11 protein-coding genes and 1 pseudogene are annotated in these 12753 nt (G+C 68.6%); 6 read left to right on the forward strand and 6 right to left on the reverse strand.

Translation table 11 applies throughout. The annotated features are described in order from the left end of the window. Positions 1-210: 210 nt before the first annotated feature. The 3 genes from AC2H6A_RS12910 to AC2H6A_RS12920 all read right to left on the reverse strand — a co-directional run bounded on the left by AC2H6A_RS12910 (position 211) and on the right by AC2H6A_RS12920 (position 2917). Positions 211-780 (reverse strand): FlgO family outer membrane protein, encoded by a 570-nt coding sequence (locus AC2H6A_RS12910; RefSeq protein WP_484274012.1) that lies wholly within the window; start codon positions 778-780, stop codon positions 211-213. Positions 781-853: 73 nt separating this feature from the next. Then, complete coding sequence (locus AC2H6A_RS12915; RefSeq protein WP_484274013.1) at positions 854-1486, reverse strand: FlgO family outer membrane protein; 633 nt, start codon at positions 1484-1486, stop codon at positions 854-856. A gap of 633 nt (positions 1487-2119) precedes the next feature. After that, positions 2120-2917 (reverse strand): enoyl-CoA hydratase/isomerase family protein, encoded by a 798-nt coding sequence (locus tag AC2H6A_RS12920; protein ID WP_484274014.1) that lies wholly within the window; start codon positions 2915-2917, stop codon positions 2120-2122. Between the two features lie 235 nt (positions 2918-3152). On the opposite strand from AC2H6A_RS12920, the gene AC2H6A_RS12925 reads away from it, so the two are divergent. Next, entirely contained in the window at positions 3153-3758 is a 606-nt protein-coding gene (locus tag AC2H6A_RS12925) for a LysE family translocator (RefSeq protein WP_484274015.1), read from the forward strand. A 46-nt stretch (positions 3759-3804) separates the two neighbouring features. Here the strand turns inward: AC2H6A_RS12925 and AC2H6A_RS12930 are convergent, their stop codons facing one another. After that, positions 3805-4986 (reverse strand): pyridoxal phosphate-dependent aminotransferase, encoded by a 1182-nt coding sequence (locus AC2H6A_RS12930; RefSeq protein WP_484274016.1) that lies wholly within the window; start codon positions 4984-4986, stop codon positions 3805-3807. 220 nt (positions 4987-5206) lie between these two features. Here AC2H6A_RS12930 and AC2H6A_RS12935 point away from each other — a divergent pair, with 220 nt between their 5' ends. Both AC2H6A_RS12935 and AC2H6A_RS12940 read left to right on the forward strand, forming a co-directional pair. Next, positions 5207-5974, forward strand: a complete 768-nt coding sequence (locus tag AC2H6A_RS12935; protein WP_484274017.1) for an SDR family NAD(P)-dependent oxidoreductase — start codon at positions 5207-5209, stop codon at positions 5972-5974. A 51-nt stretch (positions 5975-6025) separates the two neighbouring features. Beyond that, positions 6026-7954: a flavin-containing monooxygenase gene (locus tag AC2H6A_RS12940; protein WP_484274018.1), complete on the forward strand. Its 1929-nt coding sequence runs from the start codon at positions 6026-6028 to the stop codon at positions 7952-7954. A gap of 17 nt (positions 7955-7971) precedes the next feature. Here the strand turns inward: AC2H6A_RS12940 and AC2H6A_RS12945 are convergent, their stop codons facing one another. After that, on the reverse strand, positions 7972-9186 hold the full coding sequence (locus tag AC2H6A_RS12945) for an ABC transporter substrate-binding protein (RefSeq protein WP_484274019.1): 1215 nt from the start codon (positions 9184-9186) through the stop codon (positions 7972-7974). A gap of 82 nt (positions 9187-9268) precedes the next feature. After that, positions 9269-10318: an amidohydrolase family protein gene (locus tag AC2H6A_RS12950; protein WP_484274020.1), complete on the reverse strand. Its 1050-nt coding sequence runs from the start codon at positions 10316-10318 to the stop codon at positions 9269-9271. 146 nt (positions 10319-10464) lie between these two features. On the opposite strand from AC2H6A_RS12950, the gene metC reads away from it, so the two are divergent. The 3 genes and pseudogenes from metC to AC2H6A_RS12965 all read left to right on the forward strand — a co-directional run. Then, a complete protein-coding gene (gene metC, locus AC2H6A_RS12955) occupies positions 10465-11682 on the forward strand; it encodes a cystathionine beta-lyase (protein ID WP_484274021.1) in 1218 nt (405 codons plus the stop codon). A 45-nt stretch (positions 11683-11727) separates the two neighbouring features. Next, positions 11728-12513, forward strand: a complete 786-nt coding sequence (locus AC2H6A_RS12960; RefSeq protein WP_484274022.1) for an SDR family NAD(P)-dependent oxidoreductase — start codon at positions 11728-11730, stop codon at positions 12511-12513. Further along, a pseudogene (locus AC2H6A_RS12965) lies at positions 12510-12753 on the forward strand (hypothetical protein); the annotation flags it as partial. The gene AC2H6A_RS12960 and the pseudogene AC2H6A_RS12965, both read left to right, overlap by 4 nt.

Genomic DNA, 12753 nt, shown 5'->3' on the forward strand with positions numbered 1-12753 from the left:
ATCGGCGCCTTCAACCGCGCCGGCGCAGCGGTGGGCAAGGCCTGGGGCGAGACCCTGGGCAAGCACTTCCCGGCCATGACCCTGGTGCAGGTCTCGGGCCTGATCGATCCGGCCGCGCAGGTGGAGATCGAGGGCGAGGCGCTGCTGCCATGAGGGCCGCACGCGTCAGCGCGCCGGCAGGGTGCGCGTTGCAGCCCGCGCAAGCCTTGGTTAGCGGACCGTGGTTTTCACCGAGGTGGTCCCCATGAGGTTCTGCTCGCACTGCCAGGAGAGCTCACGGGTGTTCATGCCGGTGATGGCCGCCTGGCTGAGTTCCAGGCGCCGGGCCACCAGGGTCAGGCGACCCCGGTTCAGGCTATAGGTGGTGATGATCGCCTCGCGAGCCTGGAAGGTCGTGCCACGGACTTCCCTCAGGTCGCGAGTGAGGGCCGTGATGCCTTGCTGGGTAAGGCTGACATCGCGACCCAATTCGATCTGCCGGATCGGCACCTGACAGCGCTGAAATACGGCTGCCCGAAAGACATCCCCAAACGCTCGGCCGAGTGGCCCGGGCAGGTAGCTCTGCACATCGACGGGGTCGGAAACGACAAGAAGGGCCGTGGGTTCATCGCCTCGGTCTGTCGCCTTGCCCACCGGACAGAGCCCTTCGCTGAGTTGCAGTGCGAGGTCTCGACTGTCGACCTTGCCGATGAGTTCGGTCTCGTCGATGTGACATACGGGAGGCAGTTGCCCGGTGGGCGTACCCGCACAGCCCGCGAGGACAGCCGTGAACAGGACCATGGCAGCCGCCGGCCTGATGCGTCGTCGATGGCTCGCCATGTTTCCCTTCCCAGATGCGCGCAGTCCGGGGATTCTATCGGGCAGCTCCGCAGACGGAAGCGGAGGGACAACTGGCGCTGAGATTGACCATCGGTGCCTGCGCCGGCTTGTCGACCAGAGACGCGATGAAACGATCCCGCAGCAGCCGGGTCTGGGCGCTGGAGATCACCCAGCCGTTCGTGGAGTCAATGATTCGCACATTCAGCAGAACGCCATCCGAGGTCGAGGAGTAGGTGCCAGTGACGATGTTCGAGACCGGATATGACTCGCGCAGTTGCCGGATATCCCTGCTCAGAGAGAATTCGCCCCCCTGGTTGATGATCAGGCTCTTGGTCAGGCGAATGTCGGCGACAGCCCAGTTCCTGACCTGCAGCTCATGGGTGAGGTTTTCACCGATCAGGCGTCCCAGTGCGGAACTCTCGCCGAGGTCGTTCAGATTGACGAAGCTCGTGATGACCGTTGGGCGAACCCGCATGGTCGGATCGACATTCCGGTCGAGTTGCTCGGCGATGAAGATCATCCCGCTGTTGAAGGTCCCCGCTGCCGTTCCGCTTGGCATCGAGACAATCGTGGCGGCAGTCGGCGCGGTCTGCGCTGCGGAGTGAAGGGGCGAGAACGCGGCAAGGCTCGCGATCAGGATAAGCAGTGAGCGTTTGGTTCGAAGCATGGAAATTCCTTCCTGGGCCGTCGTGTCTTCGGCGTATCAGCGGGGCGTTGCCCGGTAGCTGATCGGGTAGTCATTGCAGGCCGTAGGCCAGGTCATCGCAATGGGATTCCCGGACCCGGTATGCGTGGATACGACGCTGGACATCAGTCCGCCGCAGTTGCAGGTCCCGACGCAGCCGCAGGAACCGCTAACCGAAGCGAACGGGTTCGCACCGCAGTTCGAGACCACCTGCGGGCACACCACCGTGATGCCCCGACCCGATTCAGCGCAGCTGGTCTGAATCGCCTTCGGGGAGGAACCGCCTGAACCTGAGGTCAGCGTGGGCGACGGGCTGCCGCATCCGCAGCCACCGGATGTCGTTGACGCAATCGGGACGGCGCAGCCGGCGAAAAGGGGCAGGGACAAGGCGAGGAAGCCCCGTCGCAGGATCGAAATCATCCGAAGCTCCTGGAAGGTTAGGCGCCGGCAACGGCGCTGCGGTTTGCGACGACTTGCTCGCCGGTCCCGGAGCTTTCGGCGCACTTGATTGGCTGCTTTAGCGGCCTCCGACAGGCGGTATGCGGATGATCTCGGGCGGCAATGTCGCTCGCCGGGTTCCCGCGTTCAGTTTGGATCCAGCCCTGCCGAGCCGGCTCAGGCGTCCCGATACACCGGTGGGCGCTTCTCGATGAAGGCCCGCAGCCCTTCCGCGAAGTCTTCGCTGCGGGCGCACAGGGTCTGGTTGCGGTTCTCGATGGCGATGGCCGCTTCCAGGCAGGGCGCGTCGGTGGCCAGGTTCAGGCCCTCCTTGGTCAGGCGCAGGCCCATCGGCGAGGTGGCCAGCATCTCGTCGATGTAGGGTTGGGCGGCGGCCTCGAGCTGGTCATCGGGCACCACCTCGCTCACCAGCCCGGTGGCCAGCGCGCGCTGGGCGTTGATGAAGCGCCCGGTGAGCATCAGTTCGGACGCCACCGAGCGGCTGACCACCCGCGGCAGGAAATAGCTCACGCCCATGTCGCAGGACGACAGCCCGAGCTTGATGAAGGCCGCGTTCATGCGCGCGCTCTGCGCGGCGATGCGGATGTCGGCCGCCAGCGCGAAGGCGAAGCCGCCGCCGCTGGCCGCGCCATGCACCAGCGCGATGATCGGCTGCGGGCAGTGGTGCATCTTCACATAGACATCGGCCAGCAGGCCCTGAAAGCCGAAGCCGCCGCCAAAGGGCTTCTCGCCCTCGCCGCGGCGCTTGATGTCCAGCCCGGCGCAGAACGCGCGACCCGCCCCGCGCATCACCACGATGCGGCAGTGGCGATCGCGCTGCAGGCCGCCGAAATAATCGGACAGCTCGGTCGCCATCTGGGTGGTGATCGCGTTGAGCGAGTCGGGCCGGTTCAGGGTGAGCCAGTGAACCGCGCCGCGGACATCGACGCTCACGGTCTCGTAGGCATGCTGCATGAAGGTCTCCTTGGGATGGGGCAGGCAGCAGCGTCGGGGATTGCGCGTCGCGCGGCAAGGCGGGTGGGGCGGAAAGCGGGAGGCGGTCCCAATACCCACCTCCGGTAGCATGGTCGAGTACATCGAGCCAGCCGCGTGGTGGATGCCAGGGTATCAATCCTGGCAAGGGCACGGCCGTTGTGGTCTGGTGTAAGCAGTCCATCGCTTTTCGAGCCGTTCCCAGTTCCCCCGCCTCATGCCAGCAGACACGCTGTTCGCCTTCGCGATATTCGCCCTGGTGACTTCAATCACCCCCGGGCCGAACAACCTCATGCTCCTGGCATCCGGCGTCAACTTCGGCTTCCGATCGTCTGTGCCGCACATGCTGGGCATCAGCCTGGGCTTCCTCGTCATGGTGATGGCGGTCGGCCTGGGCCTTGCTGAAGTCTTCAACCGGTTTCCGTGGATCCACGGTGTGCTCAAGTGGGTCGGGGCAATCTACATGCTGTACCTGGCCTGGTGCATTGCACACTCAGGCCCACCGGACGATCCCGGGTCTCGCGGTCGCTCCTCCAGGCCCTTGGGTTTCCTCGGCGCCGCAGCGTTTCAGTGGGTCAATCCCAAGGCCTGGGTCATGGCTCTGAGTGCATTCAGCACCTATGTGCCGGCATCTGGCGGCATCAAGGCCATCGTCCTTGCCGCACTGCTGTTTGCCGCGGTGAACCTGCCGAGTGTTGGCTTGTGGGCGCTGTCTGGCGCTCGCCTGCGGCATTTTCTACAGGGACCGCGCAACCTCAGGCTGTTCAACCACGGGATGGCAGGCCTGTTGGTGATGTCGCTCTACCCGCTGCTCAGGCTTTGAGGCCAGACCCCTCGAAGCTCCCTGCGGTCACCGGCTGCGTTTCAACTCACCCGCCCCGGTACCAGTCCTTCACCGCCGCCACGAAGCGCTGCACCCCCTCGGCCACCGTGGCGCCATCCAGCGCGCCATACGACAGCCGCTGGTAGTTCCAGCGCGCGGTGTCGGTCAGCCCGAAGGCAAACCCCGGAATGGTCGCCACCTTGTGGCGCTCGGTCATGGCGCGGTTGAAGGCCAGCGGCTCGGCCACGCCGGGCAGGCGCATGAGCACATAGAACGCGCCCTGGGTGCGCGGGAAGTGAACCAGATCTCCCAGCCCGGCCAGGGCCTCGAAGACCTGGGCGCGCACGCGGGCCAGATCGGCCACCCGCGGCATCACCAGGCCTCGGCCCTGCTCGAGCGCCCGCAGCGCCAGCAGTTGCGAGGCCACCGGGGCGCAGATCAGGTTGGTGTCCTGCACCTTGTTCATCGCATCGAACAGATCGGCCGGGTACACCACATAGCCCACCCGCCAGCTCGCCATGCCGTAGTTCTTCGAGAACGAATAGAACGACAGGGTGTGCGCGTGCGCACCCGGAATGCTGCCCGGCGAGAAGTGCCGCGCGCCGTCGTAGGTGAAGTACTCGTAGGCCTCGTCGCTGAAGTGGTAGAGGCCGTGCTGCGCGCACAGCGCGTTCACCGCCCTCAGGTCGGCCTCGGGGTAGACCGCGCCGGTGGGGTTGTTCGGCGACACCGTCACGATCGCCCGCGTGCGCGGCGTGATCGCGGCGGCAATCGCCGCCACATCAAGCTGCCAGTCATCGCGCACCGGCACCGGCACCGGCACGCAGCCCGCCATGCGGATGGCCATCTCCTGGTTGAAGTAGTAGGGCATGGGCAGGATGAACTCCTCGCCCGGGTCGGCCACGGCCAGCACCGCGTTCAGGAAGGCCATGTTGCTGCCGGCGGTGACCATCACCAGGCTGTGCGGCGACACCGTCAGGCCGTTCTCGGCCGCGAGCTTGGCCTCGATCGCCTGCACCAGCGGCGCCATGCCGCTCACCGCCTGGTACTTGTTGAGCTGCACATCGGCCATCTGCGCGGGCAGGCCGGCCACGGCATCGGTGGGTGGCCCGTAGCTCACCACGCCCTGGCCGAGCGAGATCGTGCCCGGGGTGGCCCGCACCAGGGCCGCGATGGTCGGAATGATCGGGGTGTCCACCCGATCCATGCGATGCGAGCTGCGTTTCATGGTCACGGGCCGCACGGGCGCGGCGCTGAAGGCAATCTCCGATCTTAGCCGAGCGTTGCGGCCGGAATCCGCTGCGCGAGCTTTGCCGGGGGCCTCTCGCGGGCCGTACCATCGGTTCACCCCGCCGGCTCACGGCCGGCCCGCCCCACCCACGCCGAGGTCCGTCGATGCCCACCCGCGATCCCCTGTGCCTTCCCTGCGCCATCGGCGCCCCCGCGCCATGAGCGGCCTGCTCGACGGGCGCAGCGCCCTGGTCACCGGCGGCGGCTCGGGCATTGGCCGCGCCACCTGCCTGGCCATGGCGCGAGAGGGCGCGCGGGTCACCGTGTCTGACCTGCCCGGCGCCGGCGCCGAGGAGACCGTGGCGCTGGTGCGCGCCGCCGGGGGCGAGGCCCACGCGGTGCATGCCGATGTCACCCAGCCCGATCAGGTGGCGTCCATGGTGCAGGCCGCGCTTGCCGCCTACGGTCCGCTGCATTGCGCCTTCAACAATGCCGGCATCGCCGCCATGCATGTGGGCGCTGGCGGCCAGCGCATGGGCGACATCAGCCTGCAGTCCTGGGAGCGCATGCTGGCGGTCAATCTCACCGGCGTATTCCTGTGCATGGCGCAGGAGATCGCCGCCATGGAGCGCAGCGGCGGTGGGGCCATCGTCAACACCGCGTCGGTGGCCGGCCTGGTGGGTCTGCCCGGCTCCAACGCCTATGTGGTGGCCAAGCATGGCGTGGTCGGCCTCACCCGCGCCGCGGCCATCGATCACGCTGCCGCCGGCATCCGCGTGAACGCGGTCTGCCCCGGCTACATCGACACGCCCATGATCACCGAGGCCATGGCCCGCCGTGGCGAGCAGATCCTGGGCACCGTGCCGCTGCGCCGCCTTGGCCAGGCCGAGGAGATCGCCCAGGCGGTGGTCTTCCTGTGCAGCGATCGCGCGGCCTTCATGACCGGCGCGGCCATGCCGGTTGATGGCGGCTACACCACGGTCTGATCCCGCGCGGCCGGCGCCCCGCCGGCTGCCCCGACTTCAAGGAGTGCTTCCATGACAACCGATTTCCTCGCCACGGTTCGCGAGGCGGTGCGCGACGAGACCACGCTGCGCACCGCGCTGGCTGATGCCGAGATCGCGCCGCTGCTGATGTCGCTGGTGCAGCTCACCGGTGACCTCGACCTCATGGCCGAGGTGGCCCCGCACATCCAGGGCCCGTGGAGCTTTCTGCAGAATGTGCCGGCCGATCTGCGCCAGACCGTCATCGACCGCCTGGTGGCGGCGCTGCAGGACTACGCCAGCGCGGGCCGCGCCGCGCCGCCGCGGCCCGCGCCCGAGGTGCTGCAGACGATGATGAGCGCCGGCGTGGGCCAGCCGGTGCCGGCCGACTACATTGCGCTGCTGCTCGAGGAGATGAGCTTTGGCGGCGAAGACACCCGCTCGGTGCGCTGGCGCCAGCCGCAGCCGCCGGCGGCGCGCGCCGGCTTCCGGGTGGTGGTGATCGGCTCGGGCTTCGGTGGCCTGTGCGCGGCCATTCGCCTGAAGCAGCTCGGCATCCCCTTCGAGCTGCTCGAGAAGAACGCCGATGTCGGCGGCACCTGGCTCGAGAACACCTACCCCGGCTGCGCGGTCGACACGCCCAACCACTTCTACTCCTACTCCTTCCAGGTCAACAACGACTGGAGCCGCCACTTCTCGCGCCGCGACGAGATCCTCGCCTACATCCGCGAGGTGGTCCGGGTGCACGGCCTGCGCGAGCACATCCGCTTCGGGGTGGAGGTCACCGAAGCGGCGGTCGACCCGGCCACGGGGCACTGGACGGTGCACTGGAAGGACGGGCAGGGCGGCTCGGGCCGCAGCCAGTGCAACGCCCTGATCACCGCGGTGGGGCAGCTGAACCGGCCGTCCATCCCGCACATCGAGGGCATCGAGACCTTCGGTGGCCCGGCCTTTCACACCGCGCAGTGGGACTCGTCGGTGCAGCTGGCCGGCAAGCGCGTGGCCATGATCGGCACCGGCGCGAGCGCCATGCAGACCGGACCGTCCATTGCGCCCGAGGTGGCCCATCTGCGGGTGTTCCAGCGCACGCCGCACTGGGCGATGAACAACCCCAACTACCACCTGCCGGTGAAGCCCGGCCACAACTGGGCGCTGCGGCACATCCCTTACTACTCCAACTGGCTGCGCTTCCAGCAGTTCTGGGCCAGCTCCGACGGCTTTCATGCCTCGCTGCACAAGGACCCGGCCTGGACCCAGCCGGCGGTCTCGCTCAATGCCACGAACCATCGCATGCGCGAGATGATCGTCGACTATGTGCGCGGCGAGCTCGGCGGCGACGAGGCACTCCTCGCCAAGTGCATCCCGTCGTACCCGCCCTATGGCAAGCGCATGCTGCGCGACAACCACTGGTACCGCATGCTGCGGCGGGACAATGTGTCGCTGGAGACCGACCCGATCGCGCGGGTGGAGCCGGGCGCCATCGTGATGCGTGACGGCACCCGCCACGAGGCCGATGTGATCATCTTCGCCACCGGCTTTCAGGCCTCGAAGATGCTCTGGCCGATGACCATCCGCGGCCGCGACGGCCTGACCCTGCGCGAGCGGTGGGGCGACGATGATCCGCGCGCCTACCTGGGCATGACCGCGCCGGGTTACCCCAACCTCTTCATGCTGTACGGGCCCAACACCAACCTCGCCCATGGCGGCTCGATCATCTTCCACACCGAGTGCCAGGTGCGCTACATCATGCAGGCGCTGCGCGCCCTGATCGAGGACGGGCTGGGCAGCCTGGAGGTGCGGCCCGAGGTCTGCGAGCGCTACAACCAGCGGCTGGACGAGAAGGCCGCCGACATGGTCTGGACCCATCCCGGCGTGACCAGCTGGTACAAGAACGCGCGCAACCGGCTCACCGTCACCTCGCCCTGGCGGCTGCTCGACTACTGGGCCATGACGCGCGAGTTCGATCCTGCGGAGTTCGTGTAGGCCGCGGGCGGTGCCGCCTACTTCCCGTCGGCGATGATCGGGTCACCGAACAGCGCCCAGCGCTTGCCGTCGAAGCGCGCGGTGCGGAAGGTGTTGAAGGTGGAGTAGTCGTCGGGGCTGATGTTCACCAGCACCCCGGGCAGCAGCATCGGCAGTTTCAGGCTCTTGATGTTGGTCGCCGCCTTCAGGATGTTCTCGCGGGTGAGGTTGTCGCCGGCGTTCTTCAGGATGTGCACCATCATGTGCGCGGTGACATAGCCCAGCACCACCGAGGCGTCCATGGGGTTGCCCTCGGGGAACCATTCCTTGCAGAACTTCAGGAACTCCTTCATCTCGGCATCGTTGTCCCAGGTGGGATCACCCGCGAGCTTGAAGGCCATGGCGGTGATCAGGCCCACCGACTTGTCCAGCCCCGCCGGCTCGAGCACCGTGCCCTGCGAGCTCGACACCGACACGATGTAGTGGTGCGGCTTCCAGCCGATCTCGGCCACCTTGCGGATCACCTGCGCGCCGAACTTCGGCGTGGCCATGGTGAACAGCGTGTCGGCCCCGGCGGCCTTCATGGCGATCACCTGCGAGTCGACCGTGGCGTCGGTCACCTCGTAGGTGACCTCCTTCACCACCTGGCTCACCTTGCTGCCCAGGCCCATCTTGAAGCCCTTGACATAGTCGCGGCCCGAGTCGTCGTTCTGCGAGATGATCGCGATCTTCGCGTTGGGGAAGTTCGTGAGGATGTGCTTGGCGTAGATCATCCCTTCCTGGATGTAGGGCGGGAAGAACGGGGTGGTCCAGCGGAAGGCCTTGGGGTCGTTCCACTTGGAAGCGCCCGAGGACACCAGCAGCTGCGGCACGCCCTTCTGGTTGAGGTACTTGTGGGTGGCGCTGTTGGTGGGCGTGCCCAGCGCGTTCATGATCGCCAGCACCTCGTCCTGCTCCACCAGCTTGCGGGTCTGCTCGATGGTCTTGGGCGGGCTGTAGCCGTCATCCAGGCTGAGCAGGTTGACCTTGCGGCCGTTGATGCCGCCCTGCGCGTTGATCATCTTGAAGTAGGCCAGCTCCACCTTGCCCTGCGAGCCGTAGGCCGAGGCCGGGCCGCTGTAGGGCATGGTCTGGCCGATGCGGATCTCGCTGTCGGATGCGCCCGGGTCATAGCGTTTCTGGGCCTGCGCCGCGGGCGCGAGCGCCAGGGCGGCCGCGGCCGCCAGCGCGAGTGTCAGACGGTTGCTGATCATGCTTGCTCTCCCCCTTGAAGTGCCCGGCCAGGTCGCGCTGCCGATCAGCGTGCCGGCCGGTGCGGTGTGGTGTGGTCAGTGCTCAGAGGCCGATGCGGTACACCCGGCTGGCCGTGCCGCTGAACAGCGCAGTCTTGTCCTCGGCCGAGGCGCCCGCGGCCAGGCGCTTGAAGGCGTTCCACAGCGTGGCGTAGCCGGTGGACATCTTGTCCACCGGGAAGTTGCTCTCGAACAGGCAGCGCTGCGGGCCGAAGAGCTCGATGGTGGTGTCGATCCAGGGCCGCCAGGCGTCGGCGATCTGCTGCGAGCTGGGCGGCGTCTCGCGGGCATGGTGATCGAACATGCCGATGCGCATGCCCAGTCCGCCGAGCTTCACGGTGACATTCGGGCAGCGGGCAAGCTCGGTCATGCCGCGCTTCCAGTCGGCAAAGACCGCGTCGGCCCGGCCCGCGAAGGGCCCCACGCCGAGCGGGCCGCCGACATGGTTGAGGATGATCGAGGTGTCGGGGAAGGCGCGCGCCAGATCGGTGACCTCGCCGAGCTGGGTATGGAACTGCCAGGCCTCGAATGACAGGCCCAGGGGCGCGAGCTGCGCGAAGCCCTGGCGGAAGGCCGGCATGGCGTACAGGCCCTGGGGCGGATTGGTGTGGCTGTTGTGGATCTGCGGCGTGTCCACCCAGCCGCCGGCGTGGCGGATGCCGCGAAAGCGTCCGTTGCCGGCGCTGATGTGCGCCTCGAGGGGTTCGCGTGCGGCCGCGCCCAGCAGCAGGTCGACATGGCTGACAATGGCCGCGCAGGCGAGGGTGGAGCCGTACACGCCGCTTGCGCCCATGGCCGCCACACCGTTGGCGAACTCGGTCTCGCCCAGCGGGCGCAGGGCTTCGGGGCCGCCGGCGCGATAGAAGGCGCGGCAGTCGACGAACACCGTGGCCACCACCCGATGGCCGCTGCCGGTGTCGGCGAGCAGCTCCTCGAGCATGTAGCGGTGCTTCGGCCGATCCCAGAGATGATGGTGGGCGTCGACGATGGGCAGATCGGGCTCGAGGATGGGCTCGGCTGGCTGACGCGCCAGCCAGGCCGCGTCGGGCACGCCGCCGGTGCCGATCGCCTTGGGGTCCTTGGGTTGCGACATGGGTTGTCTCCTGGGGCATGCGCCACGGGACGGCGCGCCGTTGCCGGCCCACTGTAGCGGCAGCCGGCGGGCGCGTGCGCACGGCTCGACACGGCGGTGGTCCGAAAGTTCGCCGCGCACCGGGCCGGCCTTCCTATAATCGGTCGATGAGCACCCCACACGATCCCGCCGGCCTGGGCAGCCTCGTCACCGAGGTCTCGCGCAGCTTCAATGTCCCCATCACCACCGCCAACCTGCCGGTCTACCGCGCCTCCTCGGTGTTCTTCGACACCCTCGAGGAGGCCTGGTCCACCGGCGCGCGCGCGGTCGCCGGCGAGCGCCACGCCAGCACCTACGCCACCGCCGGCACGCCCACCACCTTCGCGCTGATGGACGCGCTCGCGGCCATCGAGGGCCAGGGCCATGACTGCCGCGCCGCGCTGATGCCCTCGGGCCTCACTGCCATCGCCGCGGCGCTGCTTGCCGTGCTCAAGACCGGCGACCATGTCCTGATGCCCGACTCGGTCTACGGACCGGCCCGCACCCTGTGCGGCACCCTGCTCGCGCGCATGGGCGTCAGCACCACCTTCTACGACCCCGCCCTCGACGCCGATGCGGTGGCCGCGCTCATGCAGCCCGCCACCCGCGTGCTCTACCTCGAGAGCCCGGGCAGCTACACCTTCGAGATCCAGGATGTGCCGGCGCTGTGCGCGCTGGCCCGCAGCCGCGGCGTGGTCACCATGATCGACAACGCCTGGGCCTCGCCGATGTTCGCGCGCCCCTTCGACTGGGGCGTCGACATGTCGCTGCTGCCGCTCACCAAGTACTGGAGCGGGCATGCCGATGTGCTCATGGGCGCGGTGGTCGTGCGCGAGGCGCTCTGGCCGGCGCTGCACGGCGCGGTGCGCCAGATGGGCCTGTGCGTGGGCGGCGACGATGCCTTCCTCATCCTGCGCGGCCTGCGCACCGCGGCGGTCCGCATGCGCCACCACCAGCAGTCGGCGCTGGCGGTGGCCCGCTGGCTGCAGGCGCGGCCCGAGGTGGCGCGGGTGCTGCATCCGGCGCTGCCCTCGCATCCCGGGCATGCGCGGTGGCAGCGCGACTTCACCGGCTCGAGCGGGCTCTTCTCCTTCGAGCTGCGCGCCGGTATGGCCGACACCCCCGGCAAGCTTGCCGCGCTGGTCGAGCGCCGCCGCTTCTATCGCATCGGCTACTCCTGGGGCGGCTACGAGAGCCTGATCATGCCGGCGCGCCTGAGCGGCGCGCGCAGCGTGCAGCCCTGGGACGGCGGCCCGCTGATCCGCCTGCATGTCGGCCTGGAAGACACCGACGATCTCATCGCCGACCTGGCGACCGGACTCGACGCCATGCGCGCGGCCGTCTGAGACGGTCGCCGCTCCACCTCACCCCCAATGCCTCAGGAGACACCCATGGACATGAAAGGCAAGTGCGCGATCGTCACCGGCTCCTCGGCCGGTGTCGGCGCGGCCACCGCGCTGATGCTCGCGCAGCGCGGCGCCTCGGTGCTGATCAACTGCACCAGGAGCCAGGATGCGGCCGAGGCGGTCGCGGCACAGTGTCGCGCTGCCGGCGCCGATGCCTTCGTGGTCAGCGCCAATGTCGCCAGCGACGAAGACTGCCGGCGCATGGCCCGCGCCGCGCAGGACCGCTGGGGCCGCATCGACTACCTGGTGAACAACGCCGGCACCACCAAGTTCGTGGCCGCCAACCGGCTCGACGGCCTGTCGGCCCAGGACTTCCACGACATCTACTCGGTCAACACCATCGGCGTGTTCCAGATGGTGCGGGCCTGCGAGGCGGCGCTGCGCGCCAGCGGCGGCTCGGTGGTCAATGTGTCGTCCATCGCCGGCCAGGAGGGGCAGGGCTCCTGCATTGCCTATGCCGCCTCCAAGGGCGCGCTCAACACCCTCACCGTGTCGCTGGCGCGTGTGCTCGGGCCGCAGGCCCGGGTCAACGCGGTGCTGCCCGGCTTCATCGAGACCGGCTGGCTGCAGGCCGGCCTGGGCGAGGCCTACGAGGCCAGCCGCCAGGCCTACAAGGACAGCGCCGCCCTCGCCGAGGTGCTCACGCCCGAGGACATCGCCGACGCCATCGTGTGGCTGCTGTCGGCCACCAAGGTCACCGGCCAGCTGCTGCGGGTCGATGGCGGTCGTCAGGTGGGCCGTCTGCAGGGCCGCCCGGCGCCGGCCCGATGAACCTCGACCTCCACGGCCTGCCGCTCACCGCGCCTTCGGCGGCGGCGGCGGCGGCCTTCAACGAGACCTGCCGGCGCTACCTCACCTATCGCGCCGATACCGTGCAGCCGCTGTTCGCCACGCTGGCGGCCGAGCCGGGCTTCGTGATGGGCCAGTGCCTCAAGGGCTACCTGCTGCTGCTCGCGTGCAAGCAGGCCATGGTGCCGATCGCGGCGGGCGCGCTGGCCCAGGCCCGCGAGG

This window comes from Quisquiliibacterium sp., from assembly GCF_982640115.1.

Excerpts from the sequence above, each read along its gene's own strand:
- AC2H6A_RS12910 (WP_484274012.1), bottom strand. The coding sequence starts at position 780 with ATGGTCCTGTTCACGGCTGTCCTCGCGGGCTGTGCGGGTACGCCCACC.
- AC2H6A_RS12915 (WP_484274013.1), bottom strand. The coding sequence starts at position 1,486 with ATGCTTCGAACCAAACGCTCACTGCTTATCCTGATCGCGAGCCTTGCC.
- AC2H6A_RS12920 (WP_484274014.1), bottom strand. The coding sequence starts at position 2,917 with ATGCAGCATGCCTACGAGACCGTGAGCGTCGATGTCCGCGGCGCGGTT.
- AC2H6A_RS12925 (WP_484274015.1), top strand. The coding sequence starts at position 3,153 with ATGCCAGCAGACACGCTGTTCGCCTTCGCGATATTCGCCCTGGTGACT.
- AC2H6A_RS12930 (WP_484274016.1), bottom strand. The coding sequence starts at position 4,986 with ATGAAACGCAGCTCGCATCGCATGGATCGGGTGGACACCCCGATCATT.
- AC2H6A_RS12935 (WP_484274017.1), top strand. The coding sequence starts at position 5,207 with ATGAGCGGCCTGCTCGACGGGCGCAGCGCCCTGGTCACCGGCGGCGGC.
- AC2H6A_RS12940 (WP_484274018.1), top strand. The coding sequence starts at position 6,026 with ATGACAACCGATTTCCTCGCCACGGTTCGCGAGGCGGTGCGCGACGAG.
- AC2H6A_RS12945 (WP_484274019.1), bottom strand. The coding sequence starts at position 9,186 with ATGATCAGCAACCGTCTGACACTCGCGCTGGCGGCCGCGGCCGCCCTG.
- AC2H6A_RS12950 (WP_484274020.1), bottom strand. The coding sequence starts at position 10,318 with ATGTCGCAACCCAAGGACCCCAAGGCGATCGGCACCGGCGGCGTGCCC.
- metC (WP_484274021.1), top strand. The coding sequence starts at position 10,465 with ATGAGCACCCCACACGATCCCGCCGGCCTGGGCAGCCTCGTCACCGAG.
- AC2H6A_RS12960 (WP_484274022.1), top strand. The coding sequence starts at position 11,728 with ATGGACATGAAAGGCAAGTGCGCGATCGTCACCGGCTCCTCGGCCGGT.